18 protein-coding genes and 1 pseudogene are annotated in these 17875 nt (G+C 72.4%); 7 read left to right on the top strand and 12 right to left on the bottom strand.

Annotation, left to right across the window (positions count from 1 at the left end):
* Window positions 1-24 precede the first annotated feature (24 nt).
* Genes AB0J66_RS05040 through ribA form a run of 3 tightly spaced genes read right to left on the bottom strand, consistent with a single transcriptional unit; the run spans window position 25 to window position 1972 of the window.
* On the bottom strand, window positions 25-480 hold the full coding sequence (locus tag AB0J66_RS05040; RefSeq protein ID WP_364655766.1) for a MarR family transcriptional regulator: 456 nt from the start codon (window positions 478-480) through the stop codon (window positions 25-27).
* On the bottom strand, window positions 477-1316 hold the full coding sequence (locus AB0J66_RS05035; RefSeq protein ID WP_364655765.1) for a class III extradiol ring-cleavage dioxygenase: 840 nt from the start codon (window positions 1314-1316) through the stop codon (window positions 477-479). The genes AB0J66_RS05040 and AB0J66_RS05035 overlap by 4 nt, the downstream gene beginning before the upstream one ends.
* A gap of 11 nt (window positions 1317-1327) precedes the next feature.
* A complete protein-coding gene (ribA, locus tag AB0J66_RS05030) occupies window positions 1328-1972 on the bottom strand; it encodes a GTP cyclohydrolase II (RefSeq protein ID WP_364655764.1) in 645 nt (214 codons plus the stop codon).
* 85 nt (window positions 1973-2057) lie between these two features.
* Between ribA and AB0J66_RS05025 the strand changes: the two genes are divergently transcribed.
* The 3 genes and pseudogenes from AB0J66_RS05025 to AB0J66_RS05015 all read left to right on the top strand — a co-directional run bounded on the left by AB0J66_RS05025 (window position 2058) and on the right by AB0J66_RS05015 (window position 4551).
* The gene (locus tag AB0J66_RS05025) at window positions 2058-3056 is read left to right on the top strand and encodes an aldo/keto reductase (protein ID WP_364655762.1); all 999 of its coding nucleotides are present in this window, start codon (window positions 2058-2060) and stop codon (window positions 3054-3056) included.
* Between the two features lie 45 nt (window positions 3057-3101).
* Window positions 3102-3725, top strand: a pseudogene (locus tag AB0J66_RS05020) (class I SAM-dependent methyltransferase); the annotation flags it as partial.
* 40 nt (window positions 3726-3765) lie between these two features.
* Entirely contained in the window at window positions 3766-4551 is a 786-nt protein-coding gene (locus AB0J66_RS05015; RefSeq protein ID WP_364655761.1) for a class I SAM-dependent methyltransferase, read from the top strand.
* Between the two features lie 479 nt (window positions 4552-5030).
* On the opposite strand, the gene AB0J66_RS05010 is transcribed toward AB0J66_RS05015, so the two are convergent.
* Window positions 5031-5615 (bottom strand): hypothetical protein, encoded by a 585-nt coding sequence (locus tag AB0J66_RS05010; protein ID WP_364655759.1) that lies wholly within the window; start codon window positions 5613-5615, stop codon window positions 5031-5033.
* A 293-nt stretch (window positions 5616-5908) separates the two neighbouring features.
* On the bottom strand, window positions 5909-6364 hold the full coding sequence (locus tag AB0J66_RS05005) for a hypothetical protein (protein WP_364655758.1): 456 nt from the start codon (window positions 6362-6364) through the stop codon (window positions 5909-5911).
* Between the two features lie 30 nt (window positions 6365-6394).
* Between AB0J66_RS05005 and AB0J66_RS05000 the strand changes: the two genes are divergently transcribed.
* Complete coding sequence (locus AB0J66_RS05000; protein ID WP_364655756.1) at window positions 6395-6895, top strand: NUDIX domain-containing protein; 501 nt, start codon at window positions 6395-6397, stop codon at window positions 6893-6895.
* 3 nt (window positions 6896-6898) lie between these two features.
* Here AB0J66_RS05000 and AB0J66_RS04995 read toward each other — a convergent pair whose 3' ends face one another.
* From AB0J66_RS04995 to AB0J66_RS04975, 5 genes are all read right to left on the bottom strand, one after another.
* The gene (locus tag AB0J66_RS04995) at window positions 6899-7255 is read right to left on the bottom strand and encodes a GntR family transcriptional regulator (protein ID WP_364655755.1); all 357 of its coding nucleotides are present in this window, start codon (window positions 7253-7255) and stop codon (window positions 6899-6901) included.
* Window positions 7255-8634, bottom strand: coding sequence for an MFS transporter (locus AB0J66_RS04990; protein WP_364655753.1), 1380 nt, complete (start codon window positions 8632-8634; stop codon window positions 7255-7257). The genes AB0J66_RS04995 and AB0J66_RS04990 overlap by 1 nt, the downstream gene beginning before the upstream one ends.
* Before the next feature lie 72 nt (window positions 8635-8706).
* The gene (locus AB0J66_RS04985) at window positions 8707-9186 is read right to left on the bottom strand and encodes a hypothetical protein (RefSeq protein WP_364655751.1); all 480 of its coding nucleotides are present in this window, start codon (window positions 9184-9186) and stop codon (window positions 8707-8709) included.
* Entirely contained in the window at window positions 9183-11003 is a 1821-nt protein-coding gene (locus AB0J66_RS04980) for a dynamin family protein (protein WP_364655750.1), read from the bottom strand. The genes AB0J66_RS04985 and AB0J66_RS04980 overlap by 4 nt, the downstream gene beginning before the upstream one ends.
* A complete protein-coding gene (locus AB0J66_RS04975; RefSeq protein ID WP_364656040.1) occupies window positions 11000-12397 on the bottom strand; it encodes a dynamin family protein in 1398 nt (465 codons plus the stop codon). The genes AB0J66_RS04980 and AB0J66_RS04975 overlap by 4 nt, the downstream gene beginning before the upstream one ends.
* A 307-nt stretch (window positions 12398-12704) precedes the next feature.
* Between AB0J66_RS04975 and AB0J66_RS04970 the strand changes: the two genes are divergently transcribed.
* Window positions 12705-15560: a LuxR C-terminal-related transcriptional regulator gene (locus tag AB0J66_RS04970; RefSeq protein WP_364655748.1), complete on the top strand. Its 2856-nt coding sequence runs from the start codon at window positions 12705-12707 to the stop codon at window positions 15558-15560.
* Window positions 15557-16105: a LuxR family transcriptional regulator gene (locus tag AB0J66_RS04965; RefSeq protein WP_364655747.1), complete on the top strand. Its 549-nt coding sequence runs from the start codon at window positions 15557-15559 to the stop codon at window positions 16103-16105. Before AB0J66_RS04970 ends, AB0J66_RS04965 begins: the two co-directional genes overlap by 4 nt.
* An 89-nt stretch (window positions 16106-16194) precedes the next feature.
* Here the strand turns inward: AB0J66_RS04965 and AB0J66_RS04960 are convergent, their stop codons facing one another.
* On the bottom strand, window positions 16195-16614 hold the full coding sequence (locus AB0J66_RS04960; protein ID WP_364655745.1) for a PPOX class F420-dependent oxidoreductase: 420 nt from the start codon (window positions 16612-16614) through the stop codon (window positions 16195-16197).
* 23 nt (window positions 16615-16637) lie between these two features.
* Here AB0J66_RS04960 and AB0J66_RS04955 point away from each other — a divergent pair, with 23 nt between their 5' ends.
* Complete coding sequence (locus tag AB0J66_RS04955; protein ID WP_364655744.1) at window positions 16638-17150, top strand: hypothetical protein; 513 nt, start codon at window positions 16638-16640, stop codon at window positions 17148-17150.
* On the opposite strand, the gene AB0J66_RS04950 is transcribed toward AB0J66_RS04955, so the two are convergent.
* On the bottom strand, window positions 17083-17871 hold the full coding sequence (locus AB0J66_RS04950) for an aminoglycoside phosphotransferase family protein (RefSeq protein ID WP_364655742.1): 789 nt from the start codon (window positions 17869-17871) through the stop codon (window positions 17083-17085). The two genes, AB0J66_RS04955 and AB0J66_RS04950, sit on opposite strands and share 68 nt — an antisense overlap.
* Window positions 17872-17875: the final 4 nt, after the last annotated feature.

Below are 17875 nucleotides of genomic sequence, written 5' to 3'. Positions count from 1 at the left end.
GGATCCACGGGTCGAGGATCAGGGTCAGTGCAGGGCGGGCAGCAGTTTGGCGGTGACCGCGCGCAGGTGGGTGAGGTCGTCGGGGGTCAGGTGGTCGAAGACGAGGCGGCGGACCTCGGCGACGTGGCCGGGGGCGGCGGCGCGCAGGGCGTCCAGGCCGGTGTCGGTGAGGTGGGCGACCTGGCCGCGTTTGTCGGTGGGGCAGGCGCGGCGTTCGAGCCAGCCGCGCTGCTGCAGGCTGTCCACGGCGTGCGAGAGGCGGCTGGGGGTGGTGCCGACCATTCTGGCCAGGTCGCTCATGCGCAGGCAGTTACCGTCGGAGGCGCTGAGGGTGGCCAGGATCTGGTAGTAGGCGTGCGGGATGCCGGTGTCCTCGCGCAGCTGCCGGTCCAGGGCGGCCGGCAGCAGCATCAGGATCTGGGCGAGGTCGAGCCACGCGCCCCTCTCCTGCTCGTCGAGCCAGCGCGGCGCGGTGCTCATGCGGTCTGGAAGGAACGCTTGGCGAAGCCCATCGAGTAGCCGTCGATGGCGGTGCGGACCGGGCCGGTGGGGTCGGTGGCGGCGCCCAGGGTGACGAACAGCGGGGTGAAGTGCTCGACGGTGGGGTGCGCGTACGGCATGCCGGGGGCCCGGTCGCGGAAGGCGGCCAGCTCGTCGACGTCGCCGCGGGCCAGGGCCTCGGCCGCCCACTGGTCGAAGTCCGACGACCAGCCGGGCACGTGCCCGGCCAGCATGGCCCGGGTCAGGAACTGCAGGCCGTGGGTCATGAACCCCGAGCCGATGACCAGGACGCCCTGCTCGCGCAGCGGGCGCAGCCGCTCACCGAGGCCCAGCAGCGTGGTGGCGTCGTGCGTGGGGATGCTCAGCTGCAGCACCGGGACGTCCGCCTCCGGGTACATGATCTTCAGGGGGACCCAGGCGCCGTGGTCGAGGCCGCGGCCGGTGTGCTCGTGCACGCTCTGCGGCATCAGGGCGGCGACCTGACGGGCCAGGCCGGCGGCGTCCGGGGTGTCGTAGCGCATGCGGTAGTACATGGGGTCGAAGCCGCCGAAGTCGTACACCAGGCCGGTGCGGGCCCGGGAGCTGGAGATCGCGAGGGGGGCCGACTCCCAGTGGGCGCTGACGATCAGGATCGCGGTGGGCCGGGGCAGGGCGCGGGCCCAGTCGTGCAGCTGCCGCATCCAGGCCGCGTCCTCGAAGGTGGGCGGGGCGCCGTGGCTCAGGTACAGCGAGGGCAGGGGACCGTCGGCGGGCGTCCACGCGCGGTGCGGGGCCAGGCCGGCGACCCGGTCGAGATGCTGCTGGAAGGGGTGCATCACGGGCTCCTTCAGGCGGTACGCGGGCCGGGGATCACGGGCAGATCCAGGGTGTGCGCGGTGTGGTCGCGTTTGGTGGCCAGGTAGCGGGCGTTGGCCGGCGACAGGTGCACGCCGGTGGGCAGCTGCTCGTCGATGACGATGCCGAGCCGGTCGAGCTGGGCGGCCTTGTCGGGGTTGTTGCTCAGCAGCCGGATCCGGCCCGCGCCCAGCGCGAGCAGCATCTGCGCGGCGGCGGTGTAGTCCCGCTCGTCCTCGCCGCGGCCCAGCGCCAGGTTCGCCTCGTACGTGTCCAGGCCCCGGTCCTGCAGCGCGTAGGCGTCCAGCTTCGCGTACAGGCCGATCCCGCGCCCCTCCTGGCGCAGGTAGAGCAGGAAGCCGCCCTCGGCGGTGATCCGCTCGGCGGCCTCACGCAGCTGCGGGCCGCAGTCGCAGCGGCGGCTGCCGAACACGTCGCCGGTCAGGCACTCGCTGTGCGGGCGCACCAGCGGGACCGTGGTGTCGCGCCACGGGCCCAGGCCGAGGGCGAGGTGCTCGCGGCCGTCGGCCAGGCCGGTGAAGGTGAAGACGTCGGCCGTGGTCTCGTACCCGTCGGGAAAGCCCAGCGGGACCACCACGCCGGTGCGGACCGTGGCCGCCGTGCGAGTGACCGTCATATGATCAAGCATCGGCTCGGAATGTTGAAACATCAACAACACGGGCAGTGTCCTGCGCCACCCGCGCGCGAGTAGATTCGCGCGCATGAATTACCGGACCTTGGGCGCGAGCGGGCTGCGCGTCTCGCAGCTGATCCTCGGCGCGATGACCTTCGGCGAGCAGGGCGGCGTGGGCGCCCCGATCGAGGAATGCGCGAAGATCCTCGACGCGTACGCCGAAGCGGGCGGCAACACCATCGACACGGCGATCAACTACCGCGACGGGGCCAGCGAGGAGATCCTCGGCCGGCTGCTGGCCGGGCGCCGCGAACAGTTCGTCTTGGGCAGCAAGTACACGGTGTCCCGAGACCGCAGCGACCCGAACGCCGGCGGCAACGCCCGCAAGAACCTGCGGGCCTCGCTCGAGACGAGCCTGCGCCGGCTCGGCACGGACTACCTCGACCTGTACTGGGTGCACATGTGGGACCAGGCCACCCCGATCGAGGAGACGATGCGCGCCCTCGACGACGCGGTCCGCGCGGGCAAGATCCTGTACGTGGAGATCTCGGACGCGCCGGCGTGGGTGGTGTCGCGGGCCAACACCCTGGCCGAATGGCGGGGGTGGAGCCCGTTCGTGGGGCTGCAGGTTCCGTACAGCCTGCTGCAGCGCGACGTGGAACGGGAGCTGCTGCCGATGGCGTCGGCTCTCGGTTTGGGGGTTACGGCGTGGAGCCCGCTGGCGGGTGGGGTGCTGACCGGGAAGTACAGCGGTGACGGGCGGCCGGAGCAGGCACGCTTCGATCCGGATGGGCTCGGGGAGCGGGCGCATGCGGTGGCCCGGGTCGTGGGCGAGGTGGCGGCGCAGCGCGGGGTGCCGGCGGCGCAGGTGGCGATCGCATGGACCATGGCCCGGGGAGCGAACATCTTTCCGATGGTGGGGGCGCGGCGGGTCTCTCAGCTGGTCTCCAACTTGGGGGCGGTGTCGGTGCGTTTGACTCCTGAGGAATGTGCTCGGCTGGAAGCGGCGACGGGGTTCGAGGCGGGGTTTCCGCAGGACTTCATCGCGCAGACGTCGGATTGGGTTCTGGGGGCCGCTCGCGTTTAGTGGGTTGGGGTCTCTTGCGGTGGACGGTGGGAGGCACGGGTTCTTGATCTTGGTGCTGGCACGGGGAGGTTCAGCGAGGCTCTCGCACGGGTGTGCGGGGCTCGGGTTGTTGCCTGTGAGCCGTCGACGGCCATGCGGGTGGCGTTTCGGTCGAATCTTCCGGGGGCGCTGGTGGTGGCGGGGGCGGCTGAGGCTGCTCCGCTTTGCGGGGGTGTCTTCGATGCTGTCTGGGCCTCTCAGGTCGTCCACCACGTGACGGACTTGGCGGCGTTCGCCGCTGAGGTGCGCCGTGTTCTGCGGCCGCGGGGGCATCTGCTGATCCGGGGCGGGTTCGGGCCGGTGCGGGAGCTGCCGCTGTACAGGTATTTTCCGCTGGCCTGGGCACCGGGCAGCGCGGTGCGCCTGAGCCTGGAGCGGGTTGCTGGTGTGCTGGCTGACGCCGGTTTCGTGATGGGGGACCATGTCCGGGTCGAGCAGACGTTCGCGCACGACGCCGGCGAGCTGCTGAAGAAGGTGGAGGCCCGGTCGTTGAGCCCTCTCGCCGGCGTACCCGATCAGGTTTTCGAGCAGGGACTGTCGGCGCTGCGAAGCGACGCCGAGAGTGGACGTCTTGGCCTACCGGTTGTCGACCGGCTTGATCTTGTGGTGTTCCGTGCGCCCGGTCGATGAGGGACCGGGCGTGGCGACGGCGGCGACTACGCTGCCGTGCATGACGGGACATGATCGGCCGGCGGCTCAGGGCGACGCCCCGGATTCGGGTCGGGCGTGGCGGGAGCTCACTGCGGACTACGAGGTGGCGCGGGCCCGGGAGGACTCGCTGGACCGGCTGGTCGAGTGGCCGGCGCAGCGGGAACTGCTCGGGGACGTCGGTGGATGCTCGGTTCTCGACCTGGGGTGCGGCAACGGGGGCAAGCTGGCCGAGCTGGGGCGCGAGGGGGCGGTCGACTCGGTGGGGGTCGACATCGCGGGGAAGTTCGTCTCCGACCTACCGGCCGGGGTCGAGCTGATCCAGGGGGACCTGTCGTATCCGGAGGCTGTGCCGCGGCTGCAGGGCCGCAGGTTCGATCGGGTTCTGTTCCTGCAGTCGTTCGGGTATGCCGAGGATCCGGTGCACACGTTGCGGGCCGCTCGGGCCCTGCTGAAGCCGGGCGGGTTCATTCTGCTCACCAGGACCCAGCCCATCCGGTACGCCGTCGAGCGCACCGAGCGCAATGGGACGACGCTGGGCGAGGAGTACTTCTCCGGGGCCGACTACACCTATCGCGCGCGCTGGAACGAGCGGATCGCGCTGACCAAACGCCCCTTCACCATGTCCGATCTGCTCAACTCGTTCAGCGCGGCCGGGCTGTGGATCGAGGCCACGGTCGAGCCCCGGCTCACCGAGGAGGCGGCGCGCCGCTACCCGCACAAGCAGGAGTGGATGAACAAGTACCTGGGCATCCTGATCTTCAAGCTGCGCCCCTTGCCACCCCACCCAGCCGACCCGCAGCGCTAGGACCAGACGGCTCCGTTCGCGAGTTTGTGGTTCCGTCCCGCCAAGAGTGATCGATCTTCGGGTCAGGGTCCCGCTGGACGCGGCAGGTCCGAATGCCTACTCAGGGTGCGTCGTCCCTCGTTTGGGAGCTGGCTGCACAGCAACTGCTGGAACTGTCTCGATGAGATACTCCATCGTCAGTCTGGCTGTACGTCAATTTGGTCGTCTCCGACGTAGCGGACGACGTAAGTGACTTCGCCCACCCTGGGACGGTGCTGCGTACCTCGACCGGCAGTAGTCGCGGTCTTCGGCGTTCTCCACCTGCACCGCCAGTGCTTCGATCAATCGGTCCAGGACTCGATCCCACACGTCGTCGTCGGTCATGCCGTGAGCGTCGGGAGGGCTCGTTTGCGGAGGAGGTCGAAGCCGGCTCGGTGCATCCTCCCGGAAAGGCGCACCTTGGCACGTTCCGGCTCCACCCCCGGCGACCCCAAGCCCTTTTAGTCAACATCCGTTTTTTTGCTACTGGCGTAAAGCGTGTCGGCATCGAGCGATCTAGCTGTCGGCAGTCCAAGATCTTGACGCATTCTGCGAATTAGCTCAGAGCGACTGTTCGCCAAATTTCTCAGCGCCGCTCTGTCATTTTTCTTCATGACCAAAGTGATGTCTCTGCCTACGAGGTCAGTCTGCTCCACCACTTCGGGTGAGCCTAAAAGTTGCACGACGGAATGCCGGGCAGCGTGCTTGCGTGCCAGGTCGGCCAGGTTGGCGTCGAACAACTCGTCCACGACCTGAACGCCGAAGTGTGGTCTGTGAATACCTGACCAGGCGTACTGCTCGATGTTGGTGACCGCTTCGATCTCACCCTCGTATGCTTCGCGAAGCTGTTCGAGTCCTCGCTTTCGATCACTCTCCAACCGCTCCCATGCCCGAGATTGGTCAGCTTGCGCTGATTCCCAGCGCCTCTGCGTCTCTGCCGCCCTCTTCTGAATTCTTCCCGTAATGATTGCGGCGTAGCTAGCGCTGCCGGCCGCAATCAATGCAATGAAGAGAGTCCCCAGCTGGACGATCGACACCGTTTGCATGCGTCTATTGTCACCTGACATGGGGCGGCGCTCAACAGTAAAAGGGCTGGCGCACTCTCATGCCGCAGACAAGCGTGCCCCATCTCAGCAAGCTGTCACTGTACGTAAGCGGTTGAGCCGGCCAACGATGCGTGAGCGGGAGCTCACTGGCGGTGGCCCCAAATTCACGAAAATCGAGACAGGTGAGATCTCGATGGTGCCGAAAGTCGCGAAAATCTGGTCCCCGAACTTGCGAATAAAAAAAAACCAGACGACCGTGTGCCATGAGGTATCCCGACGAGGGACGACGAGGTTCAGCGCCGGAGTTCCGCGAGCGCCGGGTTGGTCGCGAGTCGGGGGTACTCGGCGATGAGCTGGGTCAGTACTGCGTGGCGGAAGTCGAGCCAGGCGCTCTTGAGGTCGGCGATGTCGCAGACCGCCGTGGCGGTCGAGTAGGTGGCTGAGACCCGCACCCGACCGGCGTCGCGGACGAACCTGATCAGCTCGGCGTTCTCGGTGAAGCCGATCGTCGAGTCCTTGCCGCGCTCCAGATCCTCCAGCACGCCCATCACCGACCACATGAAGTCGAAGACGGGTGTCCATGACCACGGAGGGCTCAGGTCGATCTCATCGATCGTGAACGAGAGGCTGGACCAGAAGTAGTACCAGCACAGATCAGCGCGGCTGACCACGGCGAGGTCCACGCCCCGCTGGTTCTCCTGCCCGTGGCTCACGTACGGGCCCGTCCGATGGTATTCGATCTTGGTCACTGGTTGCTGTGATCCTTTACGGTGCGCGGTATGCCGGTTCCTGAGTATGTGGTGAAGATGCGGGCGCATGTGGGGCACGACCTGTTGCTGCTGCCGGGGGCGGGGGCGGTGGTCCGCGACGATCAGGGGCGGATTCTGCTGCTGCGGCGCTCGGACAACGGGCAGTGGGCACTGCCGGCCGGGATGATCGAGCCGGGGGAGCAGCCGGCCGAGGCGGTGTTGCGGGAGATCTACGAGGAGACCGGGGTTCGGGCGGAGATCGAGCGGCTGGCGGGGGTGGCCGTGCACGAGGCGACCTACCCGAACGGGGACCGGTGCTCGTATCTGGCCGTGTGGTTCCGGTGCCGGGCGGTGGGCGGGCGGGCCCGGCCGGACGGGGACGAGTCGCTGGAAGTGGCGTGGTTCGCGCCGGAGGAGCTGCCGGCGGTCAACGAGCTGGCGAGGCTGCGGATCGCGACGAGCGAGGCGCCGGACGGGGCGGCCTGGTTCGCGCCGCCCGGCTTCTCGACGATGCTGCTCAGCACCGACTGACGGTCACAACCCCAGGGCGGCCCGGACGAGGCCGAGCGCGGTCTCCGGCGCGACGCCCAGGGAACGCGTCGTGTCGGCGTACGTCTGGGCGGCCTTTTGGGCCTTGACCGACGTGCCGGCGGCGCGGGAGGTGACGACGGTGCCGGCGCGGCCGCGGGTCTCCACCAGGCCGGCGGTCTCGAGCTCGCGGTAGGCGCGGGCCACCGTGTTGGCCGCCAGGTGAAGGTCGGCGGCGAGGGTGCGCACGGGGGGCAGCTTCTCCCCGGCGGCCAGGGCGCCGGTGGCGGCGAGCTCGGCGATGCGCAGCCGGACCTGCTCGTAGGGCGGGACCGCGGAGCCGGGGTCGATGGTGATGTCCATCAGATCAGTTTCGGGGGTGTGTTGCCGGCCTGGACGATGGCGCGGCGCATCGGGACGAACGCCAGCAGGATCCCGCCGGCGAGGAAGAACACGACCAGCGAGACGATGCCGACGCGGTAGCTGTTGGTCAGCTGGAAGATCAGGCCGAACGCGAGCGGGCCGAGCCAGCTGGTGCCCCTGTCGCTGATCTCGTAGAAGCCGTAGTACTCGCCCTCCTTGCCGGCCGGGATGAGCTGCGAGAACAGGCTGCGCGAGAGGGCCTGGCTGCCGCCCAGGACCAGGCCGATGGCCGCGCCGAGCAGCATGAACGGCAGCGGCTCACCCGCGGGCAGCCAGTAGGCGGCGACGACCACGACCAGCCACAGGGCCAGGCTGAAGATCACCGTCTTCTTGGCGCCGATCCGGGCGGCCATCGCGCCCAGCAGCAGGGCGCCGCCGAACGCGAGGAACTGCACGATCAGGATCGTGATGATCAGCGTGGACTGTCCGAGGTCGAGCTCCTCGGTGCCGTACTGGCTGGCCAGGGTGATCACCGTCTGGATGCCGTCGTTGTAGATCAGGTACGACAGCAGGAAGAACAGGGTCAGCGGGTAGGCCCGGATGCCGCGGATCGTGCGGCCGAGCTGCTTGAAACCGTCGGTCAGCACGTTGCCGTGGTTCTCCGACGCCGCCGCGCCGGGGTGCTCCTTCAACCACAGCAGCGGTACGACCGTGAAGGCGGCCCACCAGATGCCGGCCGACACGATGCACCAGCGGGCGATGTCCAGCGTGCGCTGATCGTCGCCCTCGACCGACAGGACGGTGACCGCGACCAGGTTGAACGCCAGCAGCAGGCCGCCGCCGAGGTAGCCGATGGCCCAGCCGCGGCTGGAGATCCGGTCGCGGTCGTCGGGGGCGGCCAGCTGCGGCAGGAACGAGTTGTAGACGACGATGGCCGCGCCGAACGAGATGTTCGCGATCAGGAACAGCACCCCGCCGAGCAGGTAGCGGTCGCCGGTCACGAACGCCATCGCGATGGTCGCCGCGGCGCCGGTGAACGCGGCCGCGGCCAGCAGCGGCTTCTTGCGCGGGGCGCGGTCGGCCACGGCCCCCATGACCGGCAGCACGAACACGGTCAACAGCACGGACAGCGAGACCACGTACGGGTAGAAGGAGCCGGCCGCCACCGCGATGCCGAACGGATGCACCCGCCCCGTGCAGTCGTCGGTGCCCAGCGGGCACCCGGCCGCGATCTCGGTGACCGTGGTCAGGAACGGCCCGAGGAACACGGTGATGACCGTGGTCTGAAAGGCCGAGTTGGCCCAGTCGTAGATATACCAGCCGCGGCGCTCGCGCCGGCCGGCGGTGGGAACGGGCAGCTCGGTGCCGGTTGCGGCCATGGTTGTTCAAAACTCCAGGATGTCGATCGGTGGCGGGCAAACTATCGCACCCGCGGGCACCGAACGGGAGTCTCAGTTTTGCTGCCACCACCGGGCCAGGGCGCTGGTGGCCGGATCCTCCGATTCGGCCAGGGCGGCCCACGGGTCGGCGCCGGGCGGCAGCTGCTCACCGGCGTACTCGGCCAGCTCCTCCGGGCGTACCGGCTCGGTGTGCTCGGCCAGGGCCTCGGCGGGCACGACGCCGAGGCTGCCGGTGTCGATCCACGGGAAGCCGTCGACCGGCTCGGGCAGCTCACCCACGTCGACCTGCGGCGGGAACACGTCGAGCGGGTCCTCGGCCGGTATCTCGGGCTGCGGCTCCGGCTCCCCGTGATCGACATGCTCCGGCGCGTCGTACGCCGGCTCCTCGATCACATGGTGATCGACGTCGAAGGTGTCGTAGTGCTCGTACGGCTCGTACGGCTCGAAGACCGGCTGCTCGTGCTCGGGCAGCGGGTGATCGTCGAAGATCGGGAAGTCCTCGTGGTCGCCGAAGTCGTGGTGGTCGCTCATCGGTCCTCCTCGTCGTGGGGCACGGGCGTCAGGGCCCGGGCCCGGACAAGCACGGCGTCGGCGGCACGCAGCCGGGCGCGTACCGTCTCCAGCTCCTGTTGCGCGGCGGCCCGGCGCCTGCCGCGCCCGGCCGCGTCCTCGGCGGCCGCCGCGTCGATCTCGGCGATGTGCGCGTCCAGGTCGCGCAGCCGCTTCTCCACCGCGTCGTCGACGGCCACCGACAGCGCGTACTGCAGGTCGGTGAACCGGTTGGCGATCTCGTCGGCCAGCGCCGCCCGGGCCTCGCCGAGCACGTCGCGCAGCCAGACCCGGGCCTGCTGGCGATCCTGCTGCACCCGGCGGCGGTACAGCACGTACCCGCCGGCGGCCAAGCCCAGGCCGATCCCGGCCACCGGCACCAGCAGCCCACCCGCGGCGAAGATCGACACCCCGAGGATGGCGCCGCGCCCGGCCATGAACGCGATCCCCCCGGCCGACAATGCGATCAGCAGGTTGTCGGCGGCGCCGTCACGCGGCGGGGCGGCGTCCATGGCGTGCCGCAGCGACGCGTTGAGCTGCCCCAGCATCGCCGCTCGCTCGCCGGCGTCGAACACCGAGGCCAGCACCCGGTCGCCGACCTGGGCGAACGTCTCCTGCAGACCCCGCGACAGCTGGACGGCCAGGGCCTGCAACTCGGCGTCGAGGGCGTCCGGCAGCTGCGCGAGGGCCTCGCCGCGGCCGGTGTCGATGCGCGCCGAGAACTCCTGCTGCATCGCCGCGATCCGGGTGCGCAGCTGCCCGACGGTCTCGACGCGGGCCCGCTGGGTCTCGGTGGACAACAGCAGCGTCCACTGCCGCGACTCGGTGCGCTTGCGGGCGGCCAGCGCGGCCCGCTCGGCCCGCACCTGAGCGGTCCGGGCGGGGTCGGCCTCGGCGGCGCTGACCCGGTCGGCGGCGGCGTCCTGCAGGCGTACGAGCTCACCGCGCGCCGCCCGCAGCACGTTGGCCAGCTGCAGTTGATGGCCGCGCCCGGCCAGCTCGACCAGGGCGTGCTGCAGCTCGGCGATCCGCGACGCCTCGACCAGCGCCGCCTGATCGGCCGGGCCGGCCTGCACGGCCAGCTCGGCCAGCAGCGACGACACCGGGAACCACGGCGCGTCGGCGAAACGCGGCGCGTGCGCACGCAGCAGGGCCTGGTTGTCCTCGGCGATGCGCCGCCACCCCGGGAACGCGTCGACCTTCGTCAGCGCGAACACCACCGCGTCGACCCGCTCGCTGGCCTTGACCAGGAAGTCCAGCTCGGGCCGCGACAGCGGCGCCGACGCGTCGGCCACGAACATCAGCGCGGTGGCCCGCTCGACCGCGGCCAGCGCGACCGTGGCGTGCGCCGGGTCGAGGCCGCCGACACCGGGAGTGTCGAGCAGGCTGACATAGCGCAGCAACGGCGCCGGATAAGCGACCTCGATGCGGCGGGCCCGTTGCGCGCCGGTGGCCCACTCGCGCAGGTCGTCGACGGCGATCGGGTCGGCGGCGCCGGGCAGCCAGGCGAGAGCCTGGAACTCGCCGGGCACGAACTGCAGGTAGGTGGCGGTGGCCACGGCCGCGTCGACCGGTGACAGGCCCGGGACGCCGAGCAGGGCGTTGATCAGGGAGCTCTTGCCGCGCTTGGTCTCCCCGACGACCACCACCTGCGGGCGGGTCAGGCGGATGCGGCTGAGCTCGGCCAGCTCGGCGCCGGCGTCGGGGTCATGACCCTTGACGTACGCGAGGGTGTCGCGAACGGCCGTCTCCAGGGCGCCGGCCAGGTCGCCGCCGGCGGTGGTGCGGATGGCCGTCATCGCCCGACCGGCCGCGTGCTCGTGGTGGCGCGGGTCTGCTGGGCCAGCAGCTGGAAACCGCGGTGGGCGACCTGCGCGACCCGTGACTGGGCCGGCCCGGCCCCGGCGACCGCGTAGACACGCCAGCGGTTGGCGGCGGCCACCGCGGCCGCGGTCAGCTCCTGCGCGCCGGCGTCGGGCAGGCGCAGGATCCAGCGGGGGTCCTCCGAGGTGGCCAGCCGGGTCAGCTCCTGCTCCCATTCGATCGGCAGCGCCACCGTGCCGGTGGCCACGCGCTGGGCCGCGTCGAGCAGGCGCAGCCGGTGGTAGGCGGGGTCGCGCAGCAGACGCTCCACGGCGTCGCGCAACGTCTCCCGGTCGGTCTCGTCGCGGGTGTGCCCGGCCAGGCGCTCGAGCCGCGACAGCGCCCACCCGGCCTTGATGGCGTCCGAACGCCACCGGAACGTCTCCTCCAGGGTGTGCCGCAGCCGCGGGAACCCGGACGCGGCGACCAGCCGGCGCACCAGCTCCCCGGTCGAGACCTGCGGCTCGGCGGTCAGCTGGGCGATCGCGAAACCGATGCCGTACAGGTCGAGCAGCCCCAGCAGCCGCTCGCGCCGGTCGGCGGGCACCGGCGCCGGCCTGGTGCGGAACAGGTCGGCCGAGGCCAGCAGCAGCCGCAGCTCCCCGGCGGGCAGCCCGGCCAGGCGCTGCAGCGCGTCACGGTCGGCGCCGGTGAGCCGGCCCGCCTCGGCGGTCTCGGCCAGCAGGCCCACCACCGGCACCACGTCGGAGACCGTGCGGGCCAGCAGCGCGGCCTGCTGCCCGGCGAGGGGCTCGGCAGCCGGCCACGGGTCACCGGCGCCCCCGACCAGAGTGTCGATCTTGCCGAGGACGCCGAGGGCGTTGATCGGGCTCGACGCCAGCCGGGCCGAGGCGTCCCGGAACGCCTCCAGAGCGCGGACGTCGTCGGCCCGCACGGCCTGGGTGAACACGTAGACGACGGCCTCGGCCGCGGCGACCTCGGAGGCGGAGTCGGCGTCGATGTCGGCGTCGAACGGGGCCGTGCCGACCGCCTCGGCCGCCCGGTCGCTGACCACCGTGTCGGTCGAGGCCAGCCCGGGCGTGTCGACCACGGTCAGCTCGCGCAGCTTCTCACTGGTCAGGGTCACGTCGACGTACGCCACCCGGGCCAGCGGCACCCCGAGACGTTGCGGGATCATGCCGTCGTCGTCGAGCGGCAGGCTGCGCCGCTGCCCGTCGCGGCACACCACGTCGATGCGGTCGGCCGGCCCGTACCGGAACCGGGTGACCACCCGCGTGCACTCGCCGACCGCCGTCGGGGCCACCCGCCGCCCGATCAACGCGTTGACGAGTGTCGACTTTCCGGCTTTCAGGCGCCCGGCGATGGCCACCCGCAACGGCTCACCGAGACGATCGTGGATCTGTCTGACCTGGTTACCGGCCTCCGGACCGACACGAGCAGCCAGTTGATCACACAGCGTCGCTAGGCTGGCGCTGAGCGGGCCGCTCACCGCGACTCGTCAGCCGGGCACACTGTCGGTGAGAATGTGCAGACCACGGCCGTCCTCCCCATCGGTTGCTCGGGGGCGGGCGCGCAGGGGCACCCGCCGCAGGCACCAGCCTACGGACAGCGGCCGGGCACGGGATCCCGTGTTCGTGCCACGAGCACGGGCCGCGACGCAAGGGGGAGGAGGTCAGGTGGCGGAAGCGCTGCACCCGGCCGCCGCCGTGCTGCAACGCCCCGGCCTCGTCGTGCTGACCGGCCCGCCCGGCTGCGGACGGTCCACGCTGCTGCGCCGGCTCAGCGCGGTGCCCGGCCCCGTGCACGCCGGCGGCGGCCTGGCGATGCTGCAGACCGTGCCCGCGCTCGCCCTGTCCCGGGCCGTACGGGCAAAACTTCCCGCCCACGACGTGCACCTGCTGGCCGAGGCGGTCCGCTCCCGCGTACGCGGTGGCCTGCTGGTCATCGACGACCTGCACTACGCCGACCCGGCCACCCTGGCCGCCCTGCCGCTGCTGGCGGCCCACTGCCGGGTCCTGGCCGCGGTCCGTACGCCGCACCGGCTGCCCCCGGCCACCGAAGCCGCCCTGCGCGAGGCGGCCACGGCCTGGATCCCGGTGCCCCCGCTGAGCACCGAAGAGGCTCTCGAGCTGGCCCACCGCAGCGCCCCCCAGCTCGACCAGGCCACCCTGGCCGCCGTCGTCGCCCGCGCCGGCGGCAACCCCCTGGCGGTGACGGCTTTGGCGCGTAACGCCGCCTCCGGCGCCCGTCCCAGCGGCGGTCTCGGCGGTGACATCGACCAGGTGGCGTACGCGATCGCGACCGCCCTGGCCGATCTGCCCCGCCCCGCCCGCACGGCGCTGGCCGCGCTCGGCCTGCTCGGCCGCCCCGCGCCCGCCGCCCTGCTCGGCGCCGGCGCCGCCGACCTGCAGACGGCCGGCCTGGTCGTCGCGGACCCCGACGGCGCCCTGCTGCCCGTCTCGACCTACGTCGCCGAGACCGCGGCCGGCCTGCTCGACGCCGCCGCCCGCGTCGACCTGCACACCCGCCTGGCCGAGCTGACCCCACCGGCCGAGGCCGCCCGCCACCTGGCCGCCGCCGGCGACCTGCGCGGCGCGCACCGCCGGGCTCTGGTCGCCGCCGACCAGAGCACCGGCGGCGACCGCGCCGCCCTGCTGCTGTTCGCCTGCGAACTCGACGTCCCGGTCGACCTGCGGGTCCGCCTGGCCGCGGCCGACGCCCTGCTGTCCGCGGGCCGGCCCGCCGCTGCAGCCCGGGTCCTCGTCGCCGCCGACGCCCTCGTCCCAGCGGGCCGGCCCTCGGCCACGGGCGGGGAGCGCTCCCACGGTGGTGTCGCGTCTCCCCTCTCGCTGAGCGCCGAGCTCGACTTCCCCGACCCCTCCGCGGCGGTCCCGGGCGCCGAGCTCGACTTCCCCAACCCCTCCGCGGCGGGTCCGTGCGCCGAGCTGGACTTCCCCGATCAGCGCGCCGCGGTCCACCGCGCCGGCTCGGAGGCGCGCGGTCCCGGCCGGGACTATCAGAAACCACACGCGATGGGTCCCGGCGCCCGCCCGAGCTCGTCGGGTCCGCCTGTCGCCGGGGCTGATTCGAGCATCGCGGAGCGGGGCCTGCCGGTGCGGTCTCGTGGGTGGGCTACGGCGGGGCCGGGTGGCGATTCCGACGCCATGCGTTCGCTCGAGCTGGAAGCGGATGTTCTGCGCGGCGAGGCGCTGCTGCAGGTCGGGGACCCGGCGGCGGCCCGGGCGGCGGTACGGTCGGTGCCGGACGCGGCGGCCGTGCCGGTGGTGGCCGGGCGGGATCGGGTGCTGCTGCTGGCGGAGCTGGCGCTCGACCCGGCGGCGGCGCAGGATCTGGCCGACAAGATCGCCGCCCGGCATCCGAGGCCGACGGCCGGGGTGGCGGCGGCGCTGGCCGCCGTGCAGGCCCACTTCCGCACTCCCGGGTGGGATGCCGCGCTGGGGGCGGCGGCCACGGCCGGGGGAGATCCGCTGATCAGCCGCTGGGCGGCCTGGCTGCTCGTCGAGCAGCTGGCCGCCGACGGCCGTCTCACCGAGTCGGCGTCGGTGGCGTTGCGCGCCGCCAAAGACAGCGCGGCCGAGCTGGCGTACGGCTGGCAGACCCGCTTCGCCGCGGCCGCCGACTGGGCCCTGGCCCTGCACGGCTCCACCACCGAAACCGGCGATGACACGGCACCGGACGGGACCGTCGCCGAGTTGTGGGACGGGGTCGACGGAGTGTTGCGCCGGGCCGGGAACCTGGCTGATCGGGCGCTGCCGGATGAGGCGCGTGGGTATGCTACGGCCGCGACGGCGCTGATCGAGGCGGACACCGGGCTGCTCGCGGCGGCCCGGGCGCACCTGGACGCAGGGCCGCGGCATCCGGCGACCTCGTGGGTGGCGCAGGAGACGGCCTGGCTTGATGGGCAACCCGATCGGGCCGTACGTCTCGGTGGGGAGCCCGGCAGGGGTCTGCTGGCCGGGTTGCGGGCGATCACCGCGCTGTGGGCCGCGCACGACCTCGGCGCCGATGCCGCGCCGGTGGTGCCGGGTGGGCTGCCGGCGGCGGCGCGGCGGACGTTGACGGCGTGGGCCACCGGGACCGGGTTCGGCGCGGCGGCCGAGGGGTGGCGGCCGATCGCGGTGCGGGAGCGGATCCGGTGTCTGCTGGCGGCCGGGTTGACCGACACCGACCCCGGACGGGCGGTGGAGGCGCTGCTGAGCGCGGAGAAACTGGCCGACGCGGCCGGGCTGACCGTGCTGGCCGGGCGGGCCCGGCGGGGGTTGCGGCGTCATCACGTGCACCGTGACACCCGCAGCAAGCGTTCCGGTGACCAGCTGACCCGCCGCGAGACCGATGTGCTGCGCCTGGTCGCGGCGGGCGAGCCGACCCGCCGGATCGCCGGGCAGCTGGGCATCTCGGCCGAGACCGTCGACACCCACATCCGCGCCGGCATGCGCAAGCTCGGCGCCCGCACCCGTACGGAAGCAGCCGCCCTCGCCTTCGCCCATGAGACGTTCAAGGATGGCCGGTGACCAGACAGACCGACGCCCCCCGCCACGTCGTCGCCACCGCCGGTGACGCCGACACCGTGCTGCGCCGGCTCACCCGCGACGGCTGGGTGGCCCGTGACGGCTTCGCCCTGCCCGACCCGGGCTGGGATGTGAGCAGCACCCGGCTGGTCCTGCACGGGCGCATCGCCGACGGTGACTCGTTGCAGCTGGCGGTGCTGGCCGCGGCGCGCGGGGCCGGCATCGTGGCCGTGTGCGACACCGAGTCGCCGCTGGGGCGGGCGCTGGTCGACGATCTGTCGCGGCTGGGCCCCGTACAGCAGGGCATCGCCGATCCGCTGCCCTCCGGGGGCAGCGGGGTGACCGACCTGGTGCCGGAGCAGCGGGCTCTGCTCGACCGGCTGGCCGCCGGGGACACGATCGCCGCCGCGGCGGCCGCCGAGTTCCTGTCCCTGCGCACCGCCAACCGGCGCATCGCCGAGGCCCGCGCCCTGTTCGGGGTGCGCACCACCCGCGAGGCCGTCCTGGCCTACCTGCGCCAGCGCGGTTCCGGCCTGCCCCCGCGCTGAGCCGTCGCGCCGCGTTGAAGCGTCCCGGAGCCCCGCCGGGCCGACCTCACGGCGCCGCGTGGGCTGGTTCGCTCACCGCCGGGCCGGACTCACGGCGCCTGGTGGACCGTCTTCGGCGTGTCGTACCACTTCTCGCCCGCCGGTTCGCCGGCCAGATTCCAGCTCCACGAGACGGTCGGGGTGATCCGCAGGTAGTAGCCGGGGCCGGTCAGGCCGGTGCGCTCGATCGGGCCGTCGGCGTCGCCGTAGACGCGGATGCCGCGCGCGCTGAACGGCTGCAGCGAGATGAGGTCGTCGACGACCAGGGCGACCTGCTCGCGGCCGGCGGCCACGTTGCGGAACTTGCGGGTACGCAGGATCTGCTCGCCGGGGCCGCCGACCCAGAAGGACGCGCCGTCGAACTCGAAGGCGACCGGGACGGCGTCGGGCTGCCCGTGCTCGCCGACGGTGGCCAGCCGCCCGAGGGGCTGCGACCGCAGATAGTCGATCTCCTGCTGCGTGAACGCCATGCCGGGGAGTCTAGATTGGCCGGATGCGCGCGGCCCTGCTGATCACCGGGACGGTCGGGGTGGGCAAGACCGCCACCGCCGAGGCCGTCGGCGAGCTGCTCGCCGAGGAACAAGTGGCCCACGCGGTCGTCGACGTGGACTGGCTGCGCCGCAGCTGGCCTGCCCCGCCGGGTGACCGCTTCAACGGGGCGATCGCGGTGCGCAACCTGCGGTCGGTGGCCGCGAACTTCTTCGCCGCCGGCGCGCACCGCCTGATCCTGGCCGGGGTGATCGAGAGCCACGCCGAACGCGACGAGTATCAAGCCGCGGTCGGTGTCCCGTTGACGGTGTGCCGGCTGACCCTGGCCGCCGGCGCCAACCGCGAGCGGCTGGCCCGGCGGCACACCGGCGACCCGGAGCCGCTCGGCTGGCATCTGGCCCGCGCTCCCGAGCTGGCCGCCGTGCTCGACCGGACCGGTGTGGAGGACTTCACCGTGGACTCGGGTCAGGGTCCCGTGCGGGAGATCGCCCGGGCCGTGCTGTCCGGTTGGCTTTGAGGACGTCGATCTCGCAGCCGGGCTTGGCCGGGTCGAAGCCGTGCTCGCTGAGCCAGCGGATCGCGGTCAGGCTGCGCAGCGACCACCAGCCGCGGATCAGGTCGACGTCGACGCCGGCGCCGTAGCCGGCGAGCAGGTCGTCGAGGCGTTCGGAGTGCCCGAGGGTGAGGGTGGCCAGGTCGAACAGGGCGTCCCCGCGGGCCGCCTCGGACCAGTCGATGATCCCGGTGACCCGGTCGCCGTCGGTGAAGATGTGGGTGATCTGCAGGTCGCCGTGGATGAACACCGGCGTCCACGGCCGCAGCACACTCTCGGCGAGCCGCCGGTTGTCCTCGACCAGGCCGGCCGGCAGGGTGCCGGAGTCGACCAGCCACGCGCATTCGCGGTCGAGCTCATCGGCCAGCTCGTCGACGGTGGGGGCCGTCCACGGCGGCAGCGGCGCCTCGTGCAGCTCACGGATGGCGGCCCCGGCCGCGGCCCACGCTTCCCGCGACGCGGTCGACGGCGCACCGAGAACCCCCAGAGCGCGGCCCGGCACGGCGGAGATCGCCAGCACCGGCGGCTCGTGCCACAGCACCCGCGGGGTCGGGACCGGCGCCAGGGCGATCGCCTCGATCTCGACGGCGGTGTGGGCCGGGTCGCCGTCGACCTTCAGGAACACCTCACCCACCCGCAGGGTCGCGCGGGCGGCGTGGGCGACGACGACCTGCACCTGATCCACACGT

The sequence above is a fragment of the Actinoplanes sp. NPDC049598 genome, from assembly GCF_040675435.1.
Taxonomy (GTDB): Bacteria; Actinomycetota; Actinomycetes; order Mycobacteriales; family Micromonosporaceae; genus Actinoplanes.
This window is presented reverse-complemented; position numbering and strand designations above follow the sequence as displayed.